Genomic DNA, 23,324 nt, shown 5'->3' with positions numbered 1-23,324 from the left:
AGAAAAACTGGTGAAGCCATAAACAGCAAAGGTCATTATGCAGTTTTCAGCGCGCGAAGATATCGAAGCCCCGATCAATTCGGTGTTCGACATGGTGTCGGATTTCGAAAGGTTCGAACGTATGGCGATGCGTCGTGGCATCGACGTGCGGCGTCTGGACACTGATGCGATGGTGGTTGCCGGCACTGAATGGAAAACCGAATTCAAGTTGCGTGGAAAGCCGCGCCAGATGTCGGTGGTGATGACGGATTTCGACAAGCCGTCGCAAATGCGGTTCGAGGCGGCCAGCAAAGGGATGACCGGCCTGACGACAGTAGATTTTCTGGCCTTGTCTCCGCGCCGGACACGCCTGAGCATCGAGATGTCCTTGGCCGCAAAGTCCTTGCCCGCGCGGTTGCTGTTGCAGTCCATGAAGCTTGGACAGTCAAAGTTCCGCAAGCAATTCCAGGTGCGGTTCAGCGAGTTTGCGCGTGAACTGGAACAGCGTCACCTGCACGGGGCGTGAACGGCGTCCGCTGGGCTGATCGGGGCAAGGATTGGAAAAGAAACCTCGGATGTCGCACATTATTTTTCTGCATGGCGCATCAAGCAGTGGAAAATCGACAATCGCGCGGGCTTTGCAGCAGAAGATAGAGAAGCCGTTCTGGCATATCTCGATCGACCACCTTCGCGATTCTGGTGTTCTGCCGCTGGATCGCTATCGCCGTGGCGAGTTCGATTGGTCCGACGACCGATCGACTGTCTTTGATGGGTTTCATCAGTCGCTAGCTGCCTACGCGGCCTCGGGCAACAATTTGATTTTGGAACATATTCTGGATACGCCGGGGTGGGACAAAGATTTGCGCGACCTCTTGCGCCCGTTTGATGTTCTGTTCGTAGCTGTCCATTGCCCGGTTCCCGAGTTGAACGCGCGCGAACGATTACGCGGCGACCGTCCGGTGGGAAGCGCCCAGCGGGACCAAACCATGATCCATGCTGGTAGAGTTTACGATATCGAGATTGATTCCATGGACGGCATTGAAGCCAACGTGCAGACAATTCTTCAGGCATGGCGCAGTGACCTGCGCCAATCGGAATTCAGCCAGTCTTTCGCGTGACCTGTCAGCCGCGAGGATGGGCCGCAGGGTAGACGCCAAGAACCTCGACATTGGTCGTGAAGTGTTCCAGTTCGTCCATTGCCAGCTGCACGTTGCGGTCTTCGGGATGTCCAACAATATCCGCATAAAACTGCGTTGCCGTGAAGGACCCGTCGACCATATAGCTTTCCAGCTTGGTCATGTTGATCCCGTTGGTGGCAAAGCCACCCATGGCCTTGTACAGCGCGGCCGGGATGTTGCGGACCTGAAACACGAAACTGGTGATCATCCCATGATCGCCCCGGCGGGACAAATCCGTTTCGCGTGACATGACAAGAAAGCGGGTCGTGTTGTCGTCATTGTCCTCGATATGGCGGGCCAGCACGTTCAGGTCGTAGATTTCAGCCGCAAGCTCGCTTGCCAGAGCGGCGGAATGCAAGTCCCCGATTTCGGCCACTTCGCGCGCGGCGCGGGCATTGTCGGGACTGACACGGCCACGAATACCGTGTTCTTTCAGAAATTCTGAACATTGCGGCAGCAGCACCAGATGCGAATGCGCTTCGGTGATGTCTTCCAGTTTTGCGCCGGGTACACCAAGAAGGTTGATGTGAACACGCACGAACGCTTCATCGATGATGTGAAGCCCGCTATGGGGCAACAGCCGGTGAATATCGGCAACCCGACCGTAGGTCGTATTTTCGACCGGCAGCATCGCCAGATCGGCCGCGCCCGAGCGAACTGATTCGATCACATCCTCGAATGTGCGGCAGGGCAAGGCCTCCATTTCGGGTCGTGCGTTGCGGCAGGCCTCGTGACTGTAGGCGCCGGGTTCGCCCTGAAAAGCAATGCGATTGGTCATTTGGTCGATTCCATGCAACAAGTTCGCGATTTGGTCGTTTCGTCGCGGTGTCTATACCTTGCCTCTCGCAAGTGGAAGCCTTAGACACCTGCGCAGACAGCTGAAATGGACACGCGATCAATGTTCGACACGATGACAGTTACGAAGGCCGCCGCAGGCCTGTTCGGCACTTTCCTGGTGCTGCTTCTGGCCAAATGGGGGGCTGACATCCTCTATTCTTCCGGTGGCCATGGCTCGGCTGAGGCCGCCTACATTATCGAAACCGAAAGCTCGGGCGAAAGCGCCGACGGCGAAGAAGTGGTCTTTGAAGATCTGCTGGCCGCCGCTGACGTTGAGAAGGGCGCGAAAGTATTCCGCAAGTGCACCGCGTGCCACAAGCTGGAAGACGGGGCGAATGGAACCGGCCCTTACCTGTATGGCGTAGTTGATCGCCCGGTTGCCTCGGCAAAAGGTTTCACCGGTTACTCAGCCAGTATGCAGGCCCATGGCGGCAACTGGACGCCCGAAGCGTTGGATGCTTTCCTGGAACGCCCAAGCGCCTATATCTCGGGAACATCGATGAGTTTTGCTGGCTTGAAAAAACCTCAGGACCGCGCGGACTTGATTGCTTATCTGCAGACAATTGGCAACTGATTGCCTGAGAGACCATTGAAGTTCAGAGCCGCTGCCCCGCGCAGCGGCTTTTTTGTCTGAAGGGAACTTCACAAAGCGCTCACGCATTCTAAACTTGAAACTGTCAGCGTTGGCACATTAGCTAGCGTATGCGACATAAAAGATTACAATAACCCAGAGGATGAGCCCCATGATGTCCCTAATGCCTGCTGCATGTGATCTTAAGGTCAGGCCATTGGCTGGCATATTCGGGCTTTGTGCTGTTCTGCTCTCACCGCAAGCTGCTTTGGCATTGGATGAGGGGGTTACCCGCAGTCATGGATATTCGTATTTCGGCAATCTGGATTACCCTGCTGACTATCCGCATCTGAATTACGTGAATCCAGATGCGCCCAAAGGTGGTGAGTTGTCCTTGGCGGCTTCGGGGACGTTCGATTCCTTGAATCCCTATTCCCGCAAGGGGCGCGCAGGCGCCTTGACGACGCTGCAATATGACCGCCTGTTCGAAAGCTCTGATGACGGTGTCGGGCAGTATTACGGCGTGCTGGCGGAAAGTCTGGAATATGATGAAGGGCGCAACTACGTCATTTTCCATTTGCGACCCGAAGCAACCTTTTGGGATGGCACGCCGGTGACGGCCGAAGATGTTGTCTACAGCCATCGCCTGTTCATCGAACAGGGCCTGCCTTCCTACGCCCAAGCCGTGGGCCGCATGGTGACGGGGGCCGAAGCGCTGGATGATCACACGGTCAAATTCACGTTCAATCCGGAAGTCACCCGCCGCAGTTTGATCGAGACCGTCGGGTCGACCCCCGTCTTTTCGAAAGCATGGTTCGAAGCGGACGAGTCCCGGCGTCTGGATGAGCCGCGTCTGGAAGTGGCGGTCGGCTCGGGTCCCTATAAACTCGACAGCTATGACATCAATCGCCGTATCGTTTACAAGCGACGTGACGACTATTGGGGTAAGGATCTGCCATTCAATGTCGGTCGCAACAATTTCGATACCATTCGCGTCGAGTATTTCGCCGATCAGACAGCGGCGTTCGAGGGGTTCAAGGCCGGTGAATACACGTTGCGGATTGAAAGCGATCCCAAGCTTTGGGCGACGGCGTATGATTTTCCGAAGCTGAACGAAGGTGTGATCGTACGGGACGAGATACCGGATGGCAGCCCGCCAACACCGTCCGGCTTCGTCTTCAATCTCGGAAAACCGCAGTTTTCCGACAAGAACGTACGCAAGGCCCTTGCCTTGGCCTTCAATTTCGAATGGGCAAATGAATCCCTGCTGTTTGGTCTGAATTCACCGCGCAATTCCTTTACACAAGGCACCCCGCTGGAAGCGCAAGGCCTGCCCGAGGGCGATGAACTGGCGTTTCTTCAAGCGCTGGGTGAGGTTGTGCCCGAGGACCTTCTTTCAGAACCTGCCGTGACGGTTCACGAGTCAAACCCCGCGCGCCTGAACGATCGCAGAAATCTGCGAAAAGCCGCGAAACTGCTGGACGAGGCCGGGTGGCCGGTCGGCGATGGCAATGTGCGGCGTAACGCGGAAGGGCAGACACTGAAGGTTAATATCCCCTATCCTTCAAACCTGCCGACTTCGACGGCCACGATGATTGAAACCTATGTCCAGAACCTGCAAGCCATTGGCGTGGATGCGTCGGCGGAAAAGGTTGACCCGGCGCAATACACGCTGCGCAGCCGCGAGCGGGACTATGACATGGTCTATTCCACTCGTTACGGGTCTTTTTTGTCGACCGGTGGCGGGTTGAGCCAGATGTACGGGTCGGAAGAGGCCGCATTCAGTCTTTTCAACCCGGCCGGATTGGCAAGCCCATTGGTTGACGCAATCATCGAAGCATCCTTTGATACTGACAATCAGGCGGATCAGGACATGGCGTTGAAGGCGTTGGATCGCGCTTTGCGGTACGAGTTCTTCGTGATCCCCGTAGGATACATCGCTGACCACTGGGTGGCATATTACGATATGTATGAATACCCGGAAAACCTGCCGCCTTATTCGCTGGGCTATTTGGATCTGTGGTGGATCAATCCGGAAAAAGAGACTGCACTGAAAGCGAAAGGCGCGCTGCGATAACATGGGCGCCTATATTCTAAGACGTTTGTTGCTGATCATCCCGACCCTTCTGGGCATCATGATCGTCAACTTCACGCTGGTACAATTCGTGCCTGGCGGGCCGGTTGAACAGATCATTGCCCAGATCGAAGGTCAGGGGGATGTTTTCGCCGGTTTTGCGGGTGCGGGCGATGCCGGCGCGGGGTCAGAGCCGGCGGGCGGCGTTTTCGACGACAAATATGTCGGTGCACGGGGCCTGCCGCCCGAGTTCATTGCTGAACTTGAAAAGGAATTCGGCTTCGACAAACCGCCCCTGGAACGTTTTCTGATCATGATGGGCAACTATCTGACGCTGGACTTCGGCGAGAGCTATTTCCGCTCGATCAGCGTGATTGATCTGGTGCTCGAGAAAATGCCGGTCTCGATCTCGCTGGGTCTGTGGTCAACGCTTATCGCCTATCTGGTTTCGATCCCTCTGGGCATTCGCAAGGCGATCAGGGACGGTTCGCAGTTCGACACGTGGACCAGCGCAGCGATCATCGTGGCTTATGCGATCCCTGGCTTCTTGTTTGCCATTCTGCTGTTGGTGCTTTTCGCCGGTGGATCCTATTGGCAGATCTTCCCGCTTCGGGGGCTGACATCTGACAACTGGGACAGCCTGAGTCTTTTTGGCAAAATCGCAGATTATTTCTGGCATATCGCGTTGCCGACCATCGCGCTGACGATCTCGGCCTTTGCGACATTGACGCTGCTGACCAAGAACTCGTTTCTCGATGAAATCAAAAAGCAATATGTCATGACCGCCCGCGCCAAAGGCCTGAGCGAACGCAAAGTGCTGTATGGCCATGTGTTCCGCAACGCGATGCTGATCGTCATAGCCGGATTTCCGGCCGTGTTCATCGGCGTGTTCTTCGGAGGTTCGATCATCATCGAAACGATCTTCTCACTTGATGGTCTAGGACGTCTGGGTTTTGAAGCCGCCGTGGCGCGGGATTACCCGGTGATTTTCGGCACGCTGTTCATCTTTGGCCTGATGGGGCTGGTGGTCGGCATCATCAGCGATCTGATGTATGTGCTGGTCGACCCGCGCATCGATTTTGAAAAGCGGGAGGGGTAAATGGCATTGTCCCCCCTGAACCAGCGCCGCTGGAGCAACTTTTGCCGCAACAAGCGCGCCTTCTGGTCGTTGATCATCTTCGCCGTGTTGTTCGGCCTGTCGCTGTTTGCCGAGTTCATCGCCAATGACAAACCGATTCTGGTGAAATACCGGGGCGAGTTCTACATGCCGGTCTTCAACTTCTACGCGGAAACCGATTTTGGCGGAGACTTCCAGACAGAGGCGATCTATCGCGACCCCGAGGTTCAGTGTCTGATAGACAGCGGCGGCCTGGAAGACTGTTTTGACGATCCCGAAGGCATTATCGAACAGATCGACGCCGGTACGTTCCAGGCGGAGGGGTTCGAGCGTGGCTGGTCGCTTTGGCCGCTGATCCCTTATTCCTACAACACGTCTGTGGACCGCCCCGGGGCTGCACCCTTGCCGCCCAACGGCCAGAACCTGCTGGGCACCGATGACACCAAGCGCGATGTGCTGGCACGGGTGATTTACGGCTTCCGCCTGTCGATCCTGTTCACGCTGCTGGTGACGGGTGCTGCCAGCCTGATCGGTATTTTCGCCGGTGCCGTACAGGGTTTCTTCGGCGGTTGGCTGGATCTGATCTTTCAGCGGATCATCGAGATCTGGTCCGCAACCCCGTCGCTTTATGTCATCATCATCATGTTCGCGGTGTTGGGGCGAAGTTTCTGGCTGCTGGTCGCGTTGATGATCCTGTTCAGCTGGACCGGGCTGGTTGGCGTGGTGCGCGCAGAATTCCTGCGGGCGCGAAACCTTGAATATGTGCGCGCTGCACGGGCATTGGGTGTGGGCAACATGACGATCATGTTCCGCCACATGCTGCCCAACGCAATGGTGGCCACGCTGACCTTCATGCCCTTCATCGTCACGGGCACCATAGGCGGGCTGGCTTCGCTGGATTATCTGGGTTTTGGTCTGCCGTCTTCGGCCCCCTCGCTGGGGGAGCTCACCTTGCAGGCAAAACAGAACCTTCAGGCCCCATGGCTGGCTTTCACGGCCTTTTTCACCTTTGCTATCATGCTGTCCCTGCTGGTCTTCATCTTTGAAGGCGTACGGGATGCGTTCGATCCCAGAAAGACCTTCTCATGAGCCTGCTGGATGTAAACAACCTGAAAGTCTCGTTCCGGCAGGACGGTCGGATCAGTGCTGCGGTTCGGGGCGTGTCATTCCATGTCGATCGCGGGGAAACCGTGGCGCTGGTGGGCGAATCCGGGTCGGGCAAATCTGTCACCGCGCTCAGCACCGTATCGTTGCTGGGCGACAGCGCGATCGTCGAAGGGTCCGTCACCTATGACGGGCAGGAGATGATCGGCGCCTCGGAGCAACGCCTGATGGATGTGCGCGGCAATGACATCAGCTTTATTTTCCAGGAGCCGATGACATCGCTGAACCCGCTGCACACGATCCAGAAGCAGATGGCGGAATCGCTGGCCCTGCATCAGGGGGTCACGGGTGATGTCGCGCGCGAACGAATTCTTGAACTGTTGAACAAGGTCGGTATCCGCGACCCCGAAGACCGGCTGGACAGCTATCCGCACCAGTTGTCGGGCGGACAGCGGCAGCGCGTGATGATCGCCATGGCGCTGGCGAACAAGCCGGACATCCTGATCGCCGATGAACCGACGACGGCGTTGGATGTAACCATTCAGGCACAGATCCTCGAGTTGCTGGCCAGTTTGCAGAAATCCGAAAACATGGGGATGCTGTTCATCACCCACGATCTGGGCATCGTGCGGCGCATCGCCGACCGGGTTTGCGTGATGAAGGATGGTGAGATCGTCGAGACCGGCGCGACCGCCGAGATCTTCGACAACCCGCAGCACCCCTATACCCGCAAGCTCCTGGCCGCGGAACCTTCGGGTCAGCCAGACGCCGTTGCAACAGATGCCGAGGAAGTCGCGCGTACGGATCATCTGAAAGTCTGGTTCCCGATCCAGCGCGGGTTTCTGAAACGCACGGTCGGCTATGTGAAGGCGGTGAATGACGCCACGCTGAGTGTACGCGCGGGTGAGACCTTGGGGATCGTGGGCGAAAGCGGGTCGGGCAAGACCACGCTGGCGCTTGCGATCATGCGCCTCATCGCGTCCGAAGGCGGCATCACCTTCCGCGATCAGGATGTGCGAAGATGGTCTACCCGCGAATTGCGCCGGCTGCGCAAGGATATGCAGATCGTGTTTCAGGACCCGTTCGGCAGCCTCAGCCCACGCATGACCTGTCAGCAGATCATCGCGGAAGGTCTGGCCATTCACAACATTGATCCTCATCGCGCGCCGCGCGAGCTGGTCGCTGAGGTGATGGCCGAGGTGGGCCTGGATCCTGCGGCCATGGACCGATATCCGCACGAGTTTTCGGGCGGTCAGCGTCAGCGCATCGCGATTGCGCGCGCGATGGTCTTGCGGCCCAAGCTGCTGGTTCTGGACGAACCGACCAGCGCGCTGGACATGACGGTTCAGGTTCAGATCGTCGATCTGCTGCGCGATCTGCAAAAGAAATACGGGCTGGCGTATCTGTTCATCAGCCATGACCTGAAAGTTGTGCGGGCGATGTCGCACAAGGTGATCGTCATGCGAAACGGAGATGTGGTTGAAATGGGCACGGCCGAGGATTTGTTCGAAAACGCCCAGACCGACTATACCCGCGAATTGATTGCTGCGGCGGGCTGAGATCAGCCCGCCATCGTCAGGCCATCAGGCGCTGGCTTTTTCTTTGGCCGCCGTTTTCGGCACCGGCCCGCGCAGTTCTTCATAGTGATCAAAGCTCAGCTTGACCCACCCGGTTCCGCGCGTGGCACTGGCAAGAGTGCGATGCAACTCATCTTCGGCAACGGAGGGAATCAGAGCGTTGAAAATCTCCCAGCCTGATGCGTTCGGGTTGCCCTCAAATCCCAGAACCTGCCCTTGCAGAGAGCTGATCGTCGGTACGAGGTCGCCGACAAAATCAGAAGGCAGGTGGATTTCAGCGTTCAGGATCGGCTGCAAAACAACGGGCTTGGCCTGAGGCAGCGCTTCGCGCACGGCGTTCTTGCCCGCGGTACGGAAGGCATAATCCGAACTGTCTACGTTGTGATGCTTGCCGTCATGCAGCGTGACCTTCACATCCACCACCGGAAAACCCTCGGGGCCTTGCTCCAGCGCGTCTCTGGCGCCCTGTTCCACGGATGGAATGTAATTCTTGGGCACCGCGCCGCCCTTGACCACCTCTTCGAACTGGAACCCAGATCCGCGCGGCAGCGGCGCGACCGAGATCACCACATCCGCGAACTGCCCAGCCCCGCCGGATTGTTTGCGGTGTCTGTGGCGATGTTCGACAGGTGTTCGGATGGTTTCGCGATAGGCGGTTTCGACCGGGTCGGCTTCAATCTCGATCCCGAAATCCTCGGCCAGCTTGGCGGTCACGCGTCGCATGTGCTGCGGACCTTGAGACCCAAGAACGGCATGGCCGGTAAGCTCATCCTGTTGCAGGTGAAGGCCAGGGTCGATTTCGGCCAAGCGGCTCAGGGCGTTTGACAGGCGCACATCGTCCCGCTCATGCGCGGGCGAGACGATCTGACGATGCGCCACCGGATGCGAGGCCGCCCATTCCGGCAGTTCCGTCGCCGAATTGCTGTCGTAGATGTAGCCGGGTTCGAGGTGATCGGATTTCACCGCCAGACCAATCTGCCCGGCCTCCAGCGTGGCGATCTGGGTTTTGGCATCCAGCGTTGTCAGATTGCCGACGGTCTCACCGCCCAAGGCTTCATGGGCTTGCACGCCGTCCCCCAGGCCGCGCAGAACCACGATTTTTCCGATGTGTTTTTTGACATCCGCGAAACCGGCAATGGCGCGGGCGCTGTCAGCGGCCTCGTCGCGCCCGGCGGCGATGTCAAATTCGGGGGCTTCGTGCCGCAGCGCCTTCATCAGACGCGTCAGCCCGTTGCCGTGACTTGCGGCACCCAGGCAGGCGGGAATCAACTGATGGTTCTGCAAAACCTGTGCCGCCAGATCATAGACCTCGCCACTTGGCGGCTGTTTGTCTTCTATCAGCTGTTCCAACAGGTTGTCATCAAAATCGGACAGGGTTTCGAGCAGCTCGGTTCGCGCTTCCTGCTCGCGGTCTTCGACGGATTGAGGCAGTTCGATCAGGGCCGAGGGCTGGCCCTCCTGATATTTCCAGGCCCGTTCCGAGATCAGATCAACCGCCCCGATGATCGTATCCCCTTCGCGGATCGGCACCTGACGCAGGGCAATGTGGTGGGTGCAGTATGTTTGCAGAGCGGCGATGATATCGCGGACGCGGCCATTGGGGTTGTCCATCCGGTTGATGAACAGAAAACAGGGGATGCCGGCCTCTTCGACCAACCGCAGGTAGGGCGCGCACAGAACGGCGGCATTCGGGTCGGGGGGCACCACGACCACGGCGGCGTCCGAAATCGCCATTGCGGGGCCGACATAGGCCAGCGCATCGCCGCCCCCATCGACGTCGATCGCGCACCAGGGCTCGTCCAGGTAAGAAAAACCGTGCAAATGCACGGTTCCGGAAACATCGAATGTGGTGGGGCGCCCGTCGAGGCGGCTGATGGCCTCGACAAGCGTAGATTTGCCCGATTGGCTGGGCCCGAGGACGGTGAAAACGCGCATGAGTGTTGTCCCTCTTTCAGGTTGCAGATTGGCTACACGAAAGGGACCGACCGACGCGTTGGCGCCGACAAGGGTTGTCTGTATTTTGCCCGCCTCAGACCGCAGAGCGAGATGCCGCCCTACAGCATGAGTGTGGGAAAAACCGCAGGCGTGCGTCAAGCCCCTGATGTGTTTTGCGCGTCACGGGCCGAATGTTGCCCGCCGAAAAAGGGTCAGATGGCCGAGCTGTGCCCGGCTTTGCTGAGGTCATAGGCGTCAAAGCTGCGGGCGATCATCCGGGTCAGCGCGCGCGCTTCGGGCGGTATGAAAAGCCCGGCTTCAGTGATTTGCAGCATCCCGTCGAAAGATGCATTGGCTGCGTGATACATCTCGTCCAGGTCAGAGGCTGAAATATCGTGATCCCGCAGGATTTCTGCTGAGTCGATCTTGAAATCGCACATTAATGCTTCGATCAGGCGGGCACGCAGAATGTCCTGACCTTTGAAAAGGTGCCCTCGGGATGTCGAAAACTGCCCATCGCGAATGGCTTTGGTATGGGCAGAGGTGGCCGGAGCGTTCTGCGCGTAACCTTGCGGGAAACGAGAGATCGAGCTGGCCCCGACACCAATCAGAACATCGGCCTGATCGTCGGTGTAACCCTGGAAGTTCCGCTTGAGGCGGCCCGCGCGCAACGCGTGGGTCAGCCCGTCATCCTGAGTGGCGAAATGGTCGATGCCGATTTCGGCATAATTGTCCCAAAGGAACAAACGCCGGGCTGTGTCGAACAGTTCAAGGCGTTGTTCGGGCGTTGGCAGTGCGTCCGACGGAATCAGCTGCTGCCGCTTGGCCATCCAGGGTACGTGGGCATAACCATAAAGTGCCACGCGATCCGGGCTGAGCGACAGGAGTTTCTGTACGCTTTCCGTCATGCGCGCCTTGGTCTGATGTGGCAGGCCGTAAAGAATATCCGCATTCAGGCTGGTGATGCCACGTTCACGGATCATGTCGATAGCGTCGCGCGTGGTGTCATAGCTTTGAATACGGCCTATGGTTTTCTGGATTTCGTCATCGAAATCCTGCACCCCAATCGAGGCGCGGTTCATGCCCGCGTCAGCCAGCGCATCCAGACGCGCCTCGTCAATCTCGTTCGGATCGATCTCGACCGAGAATTCGGCATCCGACCCCATGGGGACGATACCCAGGATGTGTTGTGCCAATTCGCGCATCAATTGGGCGTTCAGCAACGTTGGTGTGCCGCCGCCCCAGTGCAGACGCGACAGGACCACACCCTCAGGCAGACGTGCCGCCAGAAGGTCCAGTTCGGCCTTCAGAACATCGACATAGGCGATTACCGGGTTGTCGGTTTGTGTGCCTTGTGTCCGGCAGGCGCAGAACCAGCATAACCTGCGGCAGAATGGGACATGAATGTACAGCGAAATTGCACTGCCGGGTTTGATCCCGGAAATCCAGTCGCCAAACATATCTGCTCCCACGTCGTTGTTGAAGTGGGGGGCGGTGGGGTAGCTTGTGTAACGCGGTACTTTCGCGTCAAAAAGTCCAAGCTTTGCCAATTGTGGTTTCACTATCATGGCGATACCCTTATGCGACAGGCGACACAGGTGCTTTGATGGAGATCAAGTGGGAACGCGCATGACAGTAAAAGCACAATTTGACCATTCAAATTGCGGAGATTGCCCGATTCGTCATCGCGCCGTCTGTGCCCGTTGTGATGCCGATGAGCTGGAAGAGCTTGAAAGCATTAAATATTACCGCAGTTTTGAGGCGGGTCAGACGATTATCTGGTCGGGGGATCAGATGAGTTTTGTCGGCTCGGTTGTGGCCGGAATCGCGTCGTTGACCCAGACGATGGAAGATGGCCGCACCCAAATGGTTGGTCTGCTGCTGCCAAGCGACTTTGTTGGCCGCCCGGGTCGCGATACTGCGCCTTATGATGTTCAGGCCACGACGGATGTCGTGATGTGCTGTTTCCGCAAGAAACCGTTCGAAGAGTTGATGGACCACACCCCGCATATCGCCCATCGTCTTTTGCAGATGACTTTGGACGAGCTTGATGCCGCCCGCGAGTGGATGCTGGTTCTGGGGCGCAAAACGGCGCGTGAGAAGATTGCCAGTTTGTTGTCAATTATCGCCCGCCGGGACGGTTCAATCAGTCAAAAAGCTGTATCAGGACCCATTGTGTTCGACCTGCCCCTGACCCGAGAAGCAATGGCGGATTACTTGGGTTTGACATTGGAAACGGTCAGTCGCCAAATATCAGCTTTGAAAAAAGACGGGGTGATCACGCTTGAAGGAAAGCGGCACGTGACCATCCCCGATTTGGGCCGCCTGATGGAAGAGGCGGGTGACGATTCGGATGGCGGCTTTCCGGTCTGACGTAATAGGCTTTTGACCACTGACAGCCGCCGCAGTCTTTTTCGCGGGATATCTAATTCAGGAGCTCGGCATGGAATTTACCAGTTTGTTGGCAATGCTTTTGGTCGGCGCAATCGCCGGTTGGCTTTCCGGAAAGATCATGGAGGGCAGGGGTTTTGGCCTTTTCGGAAACGTAGTTGTCGGAATCGTAGGCGCGTTTCTGGCGGGGTTGATATTTCCGGCGCTTGGATTTGCCGTTGGCGGCGGCCTGTTATCGTCTATCCTATTCGCAACAGCGGGTGCCGTGATCCTGTTGTTCCTGATAGGCCTGATCCGCAGAGGATGACAAAAGAGAGGATGACAAAAGCCGCCAAGTCGGGCGGCTTTTGATGGGCGTATCAATGGGCCAGGAATACCGGTACGCCAGACTGCTCCAGCATGTTGCGTGTTGCGCCGCCCAGAATGGCCTCGCGAAAACGGGAATGACCGTAAGCGCCCATGACGATCAGATCCGATTCTGTATCGGATGCGTGACGGTTGAGAATATCCGACACGCGCGTCATGCTTTTGCTTAGCACATCAATCTCACATTTGACCCCGTGACGGGACAGCATCTGTGACAGCATTCCGCCCGGATCAGACCGGTCCGGACCATGGCGAGGCGGATCGATGACCACGATTCGGACCAGCTCGGCCTGTTTCAGGAAGGGCAGGGCGTGACGAATGGCGCACATGGCCTCTACGCTTTCGTTCCAACCTATCATGATATTGCGCGGCACCGTCAGGGGCTCGACGTCGTCCGGTACGACCAGAACCGGGCAATGCCCTTCGAACATGGCGGCTTCGATGATGGGCTCGGCCTCGGCACCGCGGTCTTTTCCATAAGGGTGCGGCAGGACCACCAGATCGGAAAACCGTGCCCTATGCGCGACATGGCGTCCGATATCGGCAATCTGCGCGACACCATGCTCGGCGGACCAGCGAACGCCGGACGTGCCAAGGTAGTCATTGGCAAAATTTAACAGCTCCTGGGCCTCGGCGTTGGCCCGGCTCAGTGTTTCCTGAACGATCAGCGCATTGGCACCCGCATAGTAGTAACCTGTCTGACTGCGATCGACGCCAAGGCACAGGGCTTCGGCATGTGCATCCTGCGATTCCGCCAGGGCCACCATCTGCGCCAGAGCGGCGGGTGCTGTCTGCGTTTCGGTCATGACAGTGAGTAGAGATTTGTAAGTCATTGCGACCTCATGATTCGGGCATTTGGTCTCATGTGACCAGTTGGCCTGTTTCCTTTACAATGCGTGTCACAGAAAACGCAGAACTGTCTTGATACAGATCAAAGCAGTAACAGCCGCCGTGCTTCAGAACGGCAGCCAGTCAAATGGGTTTCGCGCGTATAAGAATCAAAAACGCGCGGGGCATGGCAAAGGGACGCAATATGTCGAATTACATCAAGCTGATCGTGCTTGGTCTGATCGCGCTGTTTGCAGCGATCGGAACCAATTATGCACGCGATTTGGCGTATCAGGTACATGCACTGCTGGTGATGCTTATCGCCGGTGGCCTGTTTATCTGGACGCTTCGAAACACTGACGAGCCAGATATTCTAGTCGACCGCTCGGGCGAATACATGGATGACGTGATCCGCTATGGCGTGATCGCAACCGCCTTCTGGGGCGTGATCGGGTTTCTGGCCGGGACCTTCATCGCATTTCAGCTGGCTTTTCCGGTGCTGAACTTTGAATGGGCGCAGGGGTATCTGAATTTCGGTCGTTTGCGTCCGCTGCATACGTCGGCAGTGATTTTTGCCTTTGGCGGAAACGCATTGATCGCAACGTCGTTCTACGTCGTTCAGCGTACCAGCGCGGCGCGGCTTTGGGGCGGCAATCTGGCCTGGTTCGTTTTCTGGGGCTATCAGCTGTTCATCGTGCTGGCGGCGACGGGTTATGTTCTGGGCGGAACGCAGTCCAAGGAATATGCCGAACCTGAATGGTATGTCGATCTGTGGCTGACCATTGTCTGGGTCGCCTATCTGGCTGTCTACTTGGGTACGATCATAAAGCGGAAAGAACCCCACATATATGTGGCCAACTGGTTCTATCTGGCCTTTATCGTCACCGTCGCCATGCTGCATCTGGTCAACAACATGACCGTTCCTGTCAGCATCTGGGGTTCGAAATCGGTCATCGTCTGGTCGGGCGTGCAGGATGCCATGATCCAGTGGTGGTATGGCCACAACGCGGTGGGCTTTTTCCTGACTGCCGGCTTCCTGGGCATGATGTACTACTTCATTCCGAAGCAGGCCGAGCGTCCGGTGTTCTCGTACAAGCTGTCGATCATCCACTTCTGGGCGCTGATCTTCCTGTACATCTGGGCCGGCCCGCACCACCTGCATTATACTGCGCTACCTGACTGGGCCTCGACGCTGGGCATGGTGTTCTCGGTGATCCTGTGGATGCCGTCCTGGGGTGGTATGATCAACGGTCTGATGACCCTGTCGGGCGCGTGGGACAAGCTGCGCACCGACCCTGTGATCCGGATGATGGTGATCTCGGTCGGCTTCTACGGCATGTCCACCTTCGAAGGCCCGATGATGTCGATCCGCGCGGTGAACTCGCTGTCGCACTACACCGACTGGACAATTGGTCACGTGCACTCGGGCGCGCTGGGCTGGAACGGCATGATCACCTTTGGTGCGCTGTACTTCCTGGTGCCCGTCCTGTGGAAGCGTGAGCGTCTGTACTCGCTGCAGATGGTCAGCTGGCACTTCTGGCTCGCCACAATCGGCATCGTTCTGTACGCCGCGTCGATGTGGGTCACCGGTATCATGGAAGGCCTGATGTGGCGCGAAGTGGATGCCAACGGCTTCCTGGTGAACTCGTTCGCCGACACCGTGGCTGCCAAGTTCCCGATGTATGTGGTGCGTGCTCTGGGTGGCGTGATGTTCGTCGCCGGTTCGCTGATCATGTGCTACAACCTGTGGATGACTGTGCGGAAAGCGCCGGCCAAAGAGGCCAGCCTGACCGTCGCGGTCCCGGCTGAATAAGGAGGGCCGGAGCAATGGCAATTCTCGACAAACACAAGATCCTCGAGACCAACGCGACCCTCCTGCTGATCTTCAGCTTTTTGGTCGTGACCATCGGTGGCATCGTACAGATCACCCCGCTGTTCTATCTTGAGAACACAATCGAAAAGGTGGAGGGCATGCGCCCTTACACCCCCCTCGAGATGGCGGGTCGCGAGATCTACATCCGCGAAGGCTGCTATGTCTGCCACAGCCAGATGATCCGTCCGATGCGGGATGAGGTCGAACGCTATGGCCACTACTCGCTGGCGGCGGAATCGATGTACGATCACCCGTTCCAGTGGGGGTCCAAACGGACCGGACCGGATCTGGCGCGTGTCGGTGGCCGCTATTCCGATCAATGGCATGTCGACCACCTGCGGGATCCGCAATCCGTTGTACCTGAATCGGTGATGCCGAAATACGGCTTCCTCGAACATCGCAAAATTGACGGCAAGTTCATCGGTGATGTGATGGCCGCCAATGCTCTGGTCGGGACGCCTTATTCCGAAGAGATGCTGGAAAACGCACAAGCCGACTTCCTCGCTCAGGCTGACCCGGACAGCGACTATGACGGGCTGCTGGAGCGCTATGGTGACAAGGTCAACGTGCGCAACTTCGACGGCCAGCCCGAGTTGACCGAAGCTGATGCGTTGGTTGCCTATCTTCAGATGCTGGGCACGTTGGTCGATTTCTCGACCTTCACCCCGGACGCAAGCCGCTAAAGGAGGATCGTGATGGAAGAATACACAATTCTCAGGCAGTTCGCGGATAGCTGGATGCTGCTGCTGTTGTTCGCCTTCTTCGTTGGTATCGTCATCTGGGTATTCCGCCCCGGTGCCAGCAAGGAATACAAGGACACCGCCAACATCCCCTTCCGGCATCAAGACAAACCCGCCACATCCAAGGAGGCGCGGCAATGAGCAAGACACCTGAAAAACAGCCGGGTGATCCGAACACAACCGGGCACAGCTGGGACGGGATCGAAGAGTTCGACAACCCGATGCCGCGCTGGTGGCTGTGGACCTTCTACGCCACTATCTTCTGGGGCGTGATCTACACGATCATGTATCCAGCATGGCCCCTGGTCCAGTCGGCCACCGCCGGCGTCATGGGCTGGTCTTCACGGGCTTTGGTCCAGCAGGAGATGGTCGCATTCGAAGAGGCAAATGCACCCTGGAACGCCAAACTGGTGGAAACACCGCTGGAAGACATCGCGCAGGACGCTGAGCTTCAGCAATATGCCGTGAACTCTGGCGGTGCCGTGTTCCGTACATGGTGCGCGCAGTGCCACGGTTCCGGTGCGCAGGGCGCGCCGGGTTTCCCGAACCTGCTGGATGACGCCTGGCTGTGGGGTGGTACGATGGAAGATATCGTCTACACCGTCAGCTATGGTATCCGGAACGAAGAAAGTGACGATGCGCGCTATTCCGAGATGCCTGCCTTCGGTGAAATCCTGGAGCATGGCGAAATCACGCAGGTGGTTCAGTATGTCATGTCGCTGAGCAATGCTCAGACCGATGACGCGGCGGCACAGGCGGGCAAGGTTGTTTTCGAAGACAACTGCGTGTCCTGCCATGGTGAAGATGGCAAAGGTGACATCTTCCAGGGGGCGCCGAACCTGACCGACGCGATCTGGCTTTATGGCGGTAGCGAAGAAGCTCTGACCGAAACAGTGACCTACAGCCGCTTTGGCGTCATGCCGAACTGGGATACCCGCCTGACCGAGGCGCAGATCCGTGCGGTATCCGCCTATGTCCACCAGTTGGGTGGTGGCCAGTAAGACCTAGAGGGCACCTTCGGGCGGCTGGCCGCCCGAAGGCTGTAGCACCGGCTGTTCCATCTGTTCGCGCGTTTCCTGAACAGCCGGTGCTTTTTTACACTGAATTCCTTTTGTTTTGCCATTCTGTTCTTCGCAACGACGGCTGATCACCCGCGTTCGGGCAGGGCTGACCCGGGGCTGCGACAATTGGTCGGTACTTGGAAAACTGCATGTACCACGTGCAGCTGGTATCGTGCCACAAGCAGATATTCCGCCAAAATAGGCTCAAAATCGGGTAAAATACCTGATTTCCAGCGCCGGTAAGAAGGGGGGATCTTCAAAAGATGTTTACTCGATGCGCTTTTTGACCCATGTCAAAGTTCGCCTAGGCATGATCTGGAACAAGACGTCTTCAGAAGACCCATTTGTGGAGCCAGCCAGTGAGCGATTCCGATCCCGCCCCCAGCCTTTACGCCGCGCGTGAGCCGATTTTTCCAAGACGTGTTTCGGGGCCGTTTCGAAACCTGAAATGGATCATCCTCATCGTGACGCTGGGCATTTACTATGTGACGCCCTGGATCAGATGGGATCGTGGCCCCAGCCTGCCTGATCAGGCTGTCCTGCTGGATCTTGCAAATCGACGTTTTTATTTCTTCTGGATCGAGATCTGGCCGCACGAATTCTACTTTGTCGCTGGTCTGCTGATCATGGCAGGTTTGGGTCTGTTCCTGTTTACGTCGGCTCTGGGTCGCGTTTGGTGCGGATACGCATGCCCGCAAACCGTCTGGACGGACCTGTTCATTCTGGTCGAGCGGTGGATTGAAGGCGACAGAAACGCCCGCCTGCGCCTGCACCGTCAGGAAAAGCTTGATTTCCGAAAGGCTCGCTTGCGGGTCACCAAATGGGCGGTCTGGTTTCTGATCGGTTTGGCGACAGGTGGTGCCTGGGTGTTCTATTTCGCGGATGCACCCACGCTGGCCCGTGATCTTGTGACGGGCAACGCGCATCCCGTTGCCTACACGACGATGTTGATCCTGACGGGTACAACCTTCTTTTTCGGCGGGTTCGCCCGCGAGCAGATCTGTATCTATGCCTGCCCTTGGCCGCGCATTCAGGCGGCGATGATGGATGAGGACACGCTGGTTGTCGGCTATCGTGAATGGCGGGGTGAACCGCGCGGCAAAGGCAAGCGGACGGCCGATTCTGAGTTGGGGGATTGCATCGACTGTATGGCCTGCGTGAATGTCTGCCCTGTCGGGATCGATATTCGGGATGGCCAGCAGCTGGAATGTATCACCTGTGCCCTTTGTATCGACGCGTGTGATGACATGATGGCCAAGATCGGAAAGCCACGAGGGCTGATCGACTACATGGCGCTGAGCGATGAAGCCCATGAGCGATCCGGCGAGCCCGCCAAGAATGTCTGGAAGCACATTCTGAGGCCGCGTACGATTTTGTACACCGCATTGTGGGCGCTGGTCGGGTTCGGGCTGCTGTTTGCGCTCTTCATCCGTTCTGACATTGATCTGACTGTTGCACCGGTTCGCAACCCCACTTTCGTCACCCTGTCGGACGGTACAATCCGCAACACCTATGACGTTCGTCTGCGCAACAAGCACGGTGAGGACCGTCTTTTCAAACTGTCATTGGCGGGCGATCCGGCGATGCGACTGGAAATCGAGGGAACCAATATCGATACTGTGAATGTCACGGCGGATACGGCACAATTGACCCGTGTATATATCGTGGCCTCCCGCAATAGCGATCCGGCCGCAGCAGATGCGACACCAGTACGGATCTGGGTCGAAGACCTCAGCAGCGGCGAACGCGCATACAAGGACACCACGTTCAACGGACGAGGGAACTGATCATGGCCGAACGTAAATTCACCGGAAAGCACGCCCTTGCCGTGTTTGTCGGCGCTTTTGGCGTGATCATCGCGGTGAACCTCGTGCTGGCGTACAATGCGGTGAAAACCTTTCCCGGGCTGGAGGTCAAGAACTCCTACGTCGCCAGCCAGGAGTTCAACGAGCGCCTGAAAGAGCAGCAGGCGCTGGGCTGGACAGTTCGGGCGGAAACCAAAGGCGGCCTTCTGATCCTGCACATCACCGACGAAAGCGGTGCGCCGGTTGAGGTGAGCGAATTGCAGGCCGTGGTCGGTCGGGCAACCCATGTGCGCGACGACTTCGTGCCGGATTTTACGTTCGACGGTACAGCCTATGCCACGCCTGCTACACTGGGCAAGGGCAACTGGAACATCCGGTTGGTGGCGCGTGACGGAAACGGCGCCGAATTCTCGCAGCGCGTCCCGCTTTACGTAAAGGGGTAAGCATGACGGCTCAGCTTTCATCCGGCACAGCAGCCTGCCCGGGCTGCCTTGCGGCCCCGGCAGAACCGGCCCGGCCCATACCGGAGGATGTGCAGATCGCTTTGTCGCTGCCGGGCATTCATTGCTCGGCCTGTATCGCGACGGTCGAGCGTGAACTGAACGCGCATCCCGGTGTCGAAGACGCCCGGGTGAACCTGACGCTCAAACGCGCGATGATCAAAGCCACGCCGGAAACGCGTGCAAGCGATCTGATCCCGGTGCTTGAACAGGCAGGATTCGAAGCACATGAGCTTGATCCGGGGGCTTTGTCCGCAACCCAGACGGACAAGGCCGGGCGTGATCTTCTGATGCGGCTGGCCGTGGCCGGGTTTGCATCCATGAACGTGATGTTGCTGTCGGTGTCGGTCTGGTCCGGTGCGACGGATGCAACGCGGGACATGTTCCACTGGATTTCAGCGGCCATCGCGCTGCCGGCCATTGCGTTCTCGGCCCAGCCGTTCTTTGCCAATGCCTGGAGCGCCCTGCGCGTGCGACGGCTGAATATGGATGTGCCGATTGTACTGGCGATCCTGTTGGCGCTGGTCACGTCGCTGTGGGAAACCGCGTTGAGCGGCGAGCATGCCTATTTCGACGCAGCCCTGACATTGACCTTCTTTCTGCTGGCCGGGCGGTATCTGGATTACCGCACCCGTGCCGCGGCGCGATCTGCGGCCGAAGAATTGACCGCGTTGGAAGTTCCCCGCGCCGTTCGTGTCGCCGATGGGGTTGAAGATGAAGTTCCCGTTGCCGAGTTGCGCGTCGGTGATCTGATCCTTGTCCGACCGGGTGGGCGCATGCCCGTGGACGGCCAGATCGTGTCGGGTCAGTCCGAACTGGATCGATCCCTTCTGACGGGCGAGACGGTGCCAGTCTTTGCCGAGGCCGGGCAGGCTGTGAGCGCGGGTGAAGTCAACCTGACGGGTCCGTTGACAATCCGGGCAACGGCGGTCGGGGAAGACACGTCGCTCCATCGTATGGCTGATCTGGTCGCCATCGCCGAGTCTGGCCGGTCCCGGTACACCTCGTTGGCCGATAAGGCTGCCAAGCTGTATGCGCCCGGCGTTCACATTCTGTCGGCGCTCAGCTTTGTTGGGTGGTACATCTATTCCGGTGATTTGCGCACGGCGCTGAACATCGCGGCGGCTGTTCTGATTATTACCTGCCCCTGTGCGTTGGGTCTGGCCGTGCCAGCGGTAACCACGGCCGCGTCGGGCCGGTTGTTCCGCAAGGGAATGCTGATCAAGCACGCCACAGCACTGGAACGGCTGTCCGAAGCTGACACAGTTGTATTCGACAAGACGGGAACGCTGACATCCGGCGCACCGGAACTGGTCAATCTGGCAGACCATGCACGGGCCAAGGTCGAGGTCGCTCTGGCGCTGGCCGAGGCTTCTGCACATCCCTTGTCCGTATCATTGGCAAAAGCGGCGCGTGCGGCAGGCATCAAACCAGCAAATGTGCGGGGAGTAGCCGAGGTTCCCGGCTATGGCACCGAGGGCGAATTCCGTGGTCAGCGTGTTCGTCTGGGGCGGGCCGCCTGGGTCGGCGCGGATCAGAGCACAGACACTTCGGCCTGGCTGGCAATCGGCGAGGAAGCACCCGTGGCCTTCCGATTCTCGGACGCGTTGCGCCCGGGCGCCGCTGAGGCGGTGGATGCCCTGCGTGCTTCGGGCAAGCGTGTACTTCTGATTTCAGGGGATTCGCAGGGGGCAGTGCGCGCCTTGGCGGAAAAACTGGGAATTGAGGACTGGATTGCCGAGGCTTTGCCGCAGGACAAGGCAAGACGCATTCAGGATCTCAGCGATGAAGGCCACAAAGTTTTGATGGTTGGCGACGGGCTGAACGATACCGCCGCTTTGGCGGCGGCGCATGTGTCGATCTCTCCGGCCTCTGCGCTGGATGCGGCGCGGGTCGCGTCAGATATCGTGCTGTTGGGCAATGATCTTTCGCCCATTGCGGATGCGTGTGACACGGCCGTCAAAGCCACCAGACGCATTCGCGAAAACTTCCAGATCGCAACCGTTTACAATGTGATCGCCGTTCCTCTGGCCGTGATCGGACTGGCGACACCGCTGATCGCGGCCTTGGCGATGTCGACCTCGTCCATTACCGTGTCCCTGAACGCCCTGCGGTTGAGGTAATCTGAATGGAAGTGCTTGCTTATCTGATCCCGATTTCCCTGTTTTTGGGGGGCGTTGGTCTGGCGGCCTTCGTATATACCGTTCGTACGAACCAGTACGAAGACCCCGAAGGTGACGCGCGCCGGATCCTGAGCGACGAATGGGATGACAAACCCAAACCCTGAACGAATGCCCCATATGGGCAGAGTTGAACCAACTGCCCTTGAAATTGCCGCAATGCCCGGCTATGTCCGGCCCATCCGCTAGCAGAGAGAACACGCCAAATGGCCACCACCAATCCGATCCAGTTCATTCAGCAAGTCCGTGCCGAAGTCTCCAAGGTCGTCTGGCCGACCCGGCGCGAGGTGCTGTTGACCACGGTAATGGTCTTCATCATGGCGGCGCTGACGGCTGTATTTTTCGCTTTGGTCGATTTGGGTATCCGGGGTGGTCTTCAACTGATCCTGGGTGCTTTCAGCTAGACGGGATCAGCGCGCTGAAACGTCTCTGCCCCCTTGCGCTGCGGGCAATGTCAGAGTAGGTGACGCGGTACTATTCGGAATGGGCGTGTGGCGATTCGGGCTGCGCGCCGCTTTTTATTCCGGATGGCGTGGCAAGATTTTAATGACGGGTGTGTCCGGTACGCTTGATACCCCGAAGACAAACAAGGACGACAGGTTCATGGCGAAACGGTGGTACTCGGTCAGCGTTCTTTCGAATTTCGAAAAGAAGATCGCAGAACAGATCCGCACGTCGGTGGCTGAACAGGGCCTTGAGGACGATATCGACGAAGTTCTGGTGCCCACCGAAGAGGTGATCGAAGTGCGCCGGGGCAAGAAGGTCACGACCGAACGCCGATTTATGCCTGGTTACGTTCTGGTGCATATGGAAATGTCGGATCAGGGGTACCACCTGATCAACTCGATCAACCGCGTCACCGGTTTCCTGGGCCCGCAAGGCCGCCCGATGCCGATGCGCGACGCCGAAGTGAACCAGATCCTGAACCGTGTTCAGGAAGGTGAAGAAGCACCCAAGCTGATGATCAGCTTCGAGGTCGGTGAGAAGGTCAAAGTCAACGATGGCCCGTTCGAAGATTTCGACGGCATGGTCGAAGGTGTGGACGACGAAAACCAGAAGCTGAAGGTTTCGGTTTCGATCTTCGGCCGGGAAACTCCGGTCGAGCTGGATTTCACGCAGGTCACCAAGCAGAGCTGAGGAAACGTTCCTCGAGAATTGAAACGCCGCGATGCCAAGGGCAACGCGGCGCTTTTTGTTTGGGTATTCGC

At 58.0% G+C, this 23,324-nt stretch carries 23 protein-coding genes; 19 read left to right on the top strand and 4 right to left on the bottom strand.

The features are described 5' to 3' along the window. The first annotated feature begins 37 nt into the window (after positions 1–37). Both I9184_RS19960 and I9184_RS19955 read left to right on the top strand, forming a co-directional pair. A complete protein-coding gene (locus I9184_RS19960; RefSeq protein ID WP_171638278.1) occupies positions 38–505 on the top strand; it encodes an SRPBCC family protein in 468 nt (155 codons plus the stop codon). A 49-nt stretch (positions 506–554) separates the two neighbouring features. Next, positions 555–1,097, top strand: a complete 543-nt coding sequence (locus tag I9184_RS19955) for an AAA family ATPase (RefSeq protein ID WP_171638276.1) — start codon at positions 555–557, stop codon at positions 1,095–1,097. 4 nt (positions 1,098–1,101) lie between these two features. On the opposite strand, the gene I9184_RS19950 is transcribed toward I9184_RS19955, so the two are convergent. After that, positions 1,102–1,935 carry a prephenate dehydratase gene (locus I9184_RS19950; protein ID WP_171638275.1) on the bottom strand — a complete coding sequence of 278 codons (834 nt, stop codon included), beginning with the start codon at positions 1,933–1,935 and terminating at the stop codon, positions 1,102–1,104. Between the two features lie 120 nt (positions 1,936–2,055). Between I9184_RS19950 and I9184_RS19945 the strand changes: the two genes are divergently transcribed. The 5 genes from I9184_RS19945 (at position 2,056) to I9184_RS19925 (ending at position 8,419) form a co-directional block, all read left to right on the top strand. Next, positions 2,056–2,568 carry a cytochrome c family protein gene (locus I9184_RS19945; RefSeq protein WP_152459925.1) on the top strand — a complete coding sequence of 171 codons (513 nt, stop codon included), beginning with the start codon at positions 2,056–2,058 and terminating at the stop codon, positions 2,566–2,568. 169 nt (positions 2,569–2,737) lie between these two features. Then, positions 2,738–4,642: an extracellular solute-binding protein gene (locus I9184_RS19940; RefSeq protein WP_209835522.1), complete on the top strand. Its 1,905-nt coding sequence runs from the start codon at positions 2,738–2,740 to the stop codon at positions 4,640–4,642. Position 4,643: 1 nt separating this feature from the next. Continuing rightward, on the top strand, positions 4,644–5,738 hold the full coding sequence (locus I9184_RS19935) for a microcin C ABC transporter permease YejB (protein WP_152459198.1): 1,095 nt from the start codon (positions 4,644–4,646) through the stop codon (positions 5,736–5,738). After that, positions 5,739–6,845, top strand: coding sequence for an ABC transporter permease (locus tag I9184_RS19930; RefSeq protein WP_209835521.1), 1,107 nt, complete (start codon positions 5,739–5,741; stop codon positions 6,843–6,845). Beyond that, positions 6,842–8,419 (top strand): ABC transporter ATP-binding protein, encoded by a 1,578-nt coding sequence (locus I9184_RS19925; protein WP_209835520.1) that lies wholly within the window; start codon positions 6,842–6,844, stop codon positions 8,417–8,419. Before I9184_RS19930 ends, I9184_RS19925 begins: the two co-directional genes overlap by 4 nt. Positions 8,420–8,443: 24 nt before the next feature. Here the strand turns inward: I9184_RS19925 and I9184_RS19920 are convergent, their stop codons facing one another. Beyond that, positions 8,444–10,372: an elongation factor G gene (locus I9184_RS19920; protein WP_209835519.1), complete on the bottom strand. Its 1,929-nt coding sequence runs from the start codon at positions 10,370–10,372 to the stop codon at positions 8,444–8,446. A 212-nt stretch (positions 10,373–10,584) separates the two neighbouring features. After that, positions 10,585–11,940 carry an oxygen-independent coproporphyrinogen III oxidase gene (gene hemN / locus I9184_RS19915; protein WP_209835518.1) on the bottom strand — a complete coding sequence of 452 codons (1,356 nt, stop codon included), beginning with the start codon at positions 11,938–11,940 and terminating at the stop codon, positions 10,585–10,587. A gap of 61 nt (positions 11,941–12,001) precedes the next feature. Here hemN and I9184_RS19910 point away from each other — a divergent pair, with 61 nt between their 5' ends. Together I9184_RS19910 and I9184_RS19905 are read left to right on the top strand one after the other, a co-directional pair. Then, positions 12,002–12,745 carry a transcriptional regulator FnrL gene (locus I9184_RS19910; protein ID WP_171638263.1) on the top strand — a complete coding sequence of 248 codons (744 nt, stop codon included), beginning with the start codon at positions 12,002–12,004 and terminating at the stop codon, positions 12,743–12,745. A gap of 70 nt (positions 12,746–12,815) precedes the next feature. After that, positions 12,816–13,070 (top strand): GlsB/YeaQ/YmgE family stress response membrane protein, encoded by a 255-nt coding sequence (locus tag I9184_RS19905; RefSeq protein WP_171638261.1) that lies wholly within the window; start codon positions 12,816–12,818, stop codon positions 13,068–13,070. A gap of 52 nt (positions 13,071–13,122) precedes the next feature. Here I9184_RS19905 and I9184_RS19900 read toward each other — a convergent pair whose 3' ends face one another. After that, on the bottom strand, positions 13,123–13,962 hold the full coding sequence (locus I9184_RS19900; RefSeq protein WP_209835517.1) for a universal stress protein: 840 nt from the start codon (positions 13,960–13,962) through the stop codon (positions 13,123–13,125). A gap of 200 nt (positions 13,963–14,162) precedes the next feature. Between I9184_RS19900 and ccoN the strand changes: the two genes are divergently transcribed. From ccoN to nusG, 10 genes are all read left to right on the top strand, one after another. After that, entirely contained in the window at positions 14,163–15,770 is a 1,608-nt protein-coding gene (gene ccoN / locus I9184_RS19895) for a cytochrome-c oxidase, cbb3-type subunit I (RefSeq protein ID WP_171638257.1), read from the top strand. 14 nt (positions 15,771–15,784) lie between these two features. Beyond that, complete coding sequence (gene ccoO / locus I9184_RS19890) at positions 15,785–16,513, top strand: cytochrome-c oxidase, cbb3-type subunit II (protein WP_209835516.1); 729 nt, start codon at positions 15,785–15,787, stop codon at positions 16,511–16,513. Positions 16,514–16,525: 12 nt separating this feature from the next. Next, the gene (locus tag I9184_RS19885; RefSeq protein ID WP_050605006.1) at positions 16,526–16,711 is read left to right on the top strand and encodes a CcoQ/FixQ family Cbb3-type cytochrome c oxidase assembly chaperone; all 186 of its coding nucleotides are present in this window, start codon (positions 16,526–16,528) and stop codon (positions 16,709–16,711) included. Next, positions 16,708–17,571 (top strand): cytochrome-c oxidase, cbb3-type subunit III, encoded by an 864-nt coding sequence (gene ccoP, locus I9184_RS19880; RefSeq protein ID WP_209835515.1) that lies wholly within the window; start codon positions 16,708–16,710, stop codon positions 17,569–17,571. Before I9184_RS19885 ends, ccoP begins: the two co-directional genes overlap by 4 nt. Positions 17,572–17,990: 419 nt before the next feature. Further along, entirely contained in the window at positions 17,991–19,418 is a 1,428-nt protein-coding gene (gene ccoG, locus I9184_RS19875; protein ID WP_171638252.1) for a cytochrome c oxidase accessory protein CcoG, read from the top strand. Positions 19,419–19,420: 2 nt separating this feature from the next. Continuing rightward, complete coding sequence (locus tag I9184_RS19870; protein WP_171638250.1) at positions 19,421–19,879, top strand: FixH family protein; 459 nt, start codon at positions 19,421–19,423, stop codon at positions 19,877–19,879. A gap of 2 nt (positions 19,880–19,881) precedes the next feature. Then, on the top strand, positions 19,882–22,059 hold the full coding sequence (locus tag I9184_RS19865) for a heavy metal translocating P-type ATPase (protein WP_209835514.1): 2,178 nt from the start codon (positions 19,882–19,884) through the stop codon (positions 22,057–22,059). Between the two features lie 5 nt (positions 22,060–22,064). Beyond that, entirely contained in the window at positions 22,065–22,223 is a 159-nt protein-coding gene (ccoS, locus tag I9184_RS19860; RefSeq protein WP_152459183.1) for a cbb3-type cytochrome oxidase assembly protein CcoS, read from the top strand. Positions 22,224–22,322: 99 nt separating this feature from the next. Next, complete coding sequence (gene secE / locus I9184_RS19855) at positions 22,323–22,520, top strand: preprotein translocase subunit SecE (protein WP_050605011.1); 198 nt, start codon at positions 22,323–22,325, stop codon at positions 22,518–22,520. Positions 22,521–22,719: 199 nt separating this feature from the next. Then, complete coding sequence (gene nusG / locus I9184_RS19850; RefSeq protein ID WP_152459924.1) at positions 22,720–23,253, top strand: transcription termination/antitermination protein NusG; 534 nt, start codon at positions 22,720–22,722, stop codon at positions 23,251–23,253. Positions 23,254–23,324: the final 71 nt, after the last annotated feature.

The sequence above is a fragment of the Ruegeria sp. HKCCE3926 genome (assembly GCF_017872515.1).
In the GTDB taxonomy this organism is placed as follows: Bacteria; Pseudomonadota; Alphaproteobacteria; order Rhodobacterales; family Rhodobacteraceae; genus Ruegeria.
The sequence above is the reverse complement of the archived record's forward strand: the minus strand, read 5'-3'. Positions and strand labels throughout refer to the sequence as shown.

Coding starts and splice junctions, on each gene's coding strand:
- I9184_RS19945 (WP_152459925.1), top strand. CDS start 2,056: ATGTTCGACACGATGACAGTTACGAAGGCCGCCGCAGGCCTGTTCGGC.
- nusG (WP_152459924.1), top strand. CDS start 22,720: ATGGCGAAACGGTGGTACTCGGTCAGCGTTCTTTCGAATTTCGAAAAG.
- I9184_RS19955 (WP_171638276.1), top strand. CDS start 555: ATGTCGCACATTATTTTTCTGCATGGCGCATCAAGCAGTGGAAAATCG.
- I9184_RS19870 (WP_171638250.1), top strand. CDS start 19,421: ATGGCCGAACGTAAATTCACCGGAAAGCACGCCCTTGCCGTGTTTGTC.
- I9184_RS19910 (WP_171638263.1), top strand. CDS start 12,002: ATGACAGTAAAAGCACAATTTGACCATTCAAATTGCGGAGATTGCCCG.
- I9184_RS19925 (WP_209835520.1), top strand. CDS start 6,842: ATGAGCCTGCTGGATGTAAACAACCTGAAAGTCTCGTTCCGGCAGGAC.
- I9184_RS19905 (WP_171638261.1), top strand. CDS start 12,816: ATGGAATTTACCAGTTTGTTGGCAATGCTTTTGGTCGGCGCAATCGCC.
- I9184_RS19920 (WP_209835519.1), bottom strand. CDS start 10,372: ATGCGCGTTTTCACCGTCCTCGGGCCCAGCCAATCGGGCAAATCTACG.
- ccoO (WP_209835516.1), top strand. CDS start 15,785: ATGGCAATTCTCGACAAACACAAGATCCTCGAGACCAACGCGACCCTC.
- ccoN (WP_171638257.1), top strand. CDS start 14,163: ATGTCGAATTACATCAAGCTGATCGTGCTTGGTCTGATCGCGCTGTTT.
- I9184_RS19885 (WP_050605006.1), top strand. CDS start 16,526: ATGGAAGAATACACAATTCTCAGGCAGTTCGCGGATAGCTGGATGCTG.
- ccoS (WP_152459183.1), top strand. CDS start 22,065: ATGGAAGTGCTTGCTTATCTGATCCCGATTTCCCTGTTTTTGGGGGGC.
- I9184_RS19900 (WP_209835517.1), bottom strand. CDS start 13,962: ATGACTTACAAATCTCTACTCACTGTCATGACCGAAACGCAGACAGCA.
- hemN (WP_209835518.1), bottom strand. CDS start 11,940: ATGATAGTGAAACCACAATTGGCAAAGCTTGGACTTTTTGACGCGAAA.
- secE (WP_050605011.1), top strand. CDS start 22,323: ATGGCCACCACCAATCCGATCCAGTTCATTCAGCAAGTCCGTGCCGAA.
- I9184_RS19865 (WP_209835514.1), top strand. CDS start 19,882: ATGACGGCTCAGCTTTCATCCGGCACAGCAGCCTGCCCGGGCTGCCTT.
- I9184_RS19950 (WP_171638275.1), bottom strand. CDS start 1,935: ATGACCAATCGCATTGCTTTTCAGGGCGAACCCGGCGCCTACAGTCAC.
- I9184_RS19940 (WP_209835522.1), top strand. CDS start 2,738: ATGATGTCCCTAATGCCTGCTGCATGTGATCTTAAGGTCAGGCCATTG.
- I9184_RS19930 (WP_209835521.1), top strand. CDS start 5,739: ATGGCATTGTCCCCCCTGAACCAGCGCCGCTGGAGCAACTTTTGCCGC.
- ccoP (WP_209835515.1), top strand. CDS start 16,708: ATGAGCAAGACACCTGAAAAACAGCCGGGTGATCCGAACACAACCGGG.
- I9184_RS19935 (WP_152459198.1), top strand. CDS start 4,644: ATGGGCGCCTATATTCTAAGACGTTTGTTGCTGATCATCCCGACCCTT.
- I9184_RS19960 (WP_171638278.1), top strand. CDS start 38: ATGCAGTTTTCAGCGCGCGAAGATATCGAAGCCCCGATCAATTCGGTG.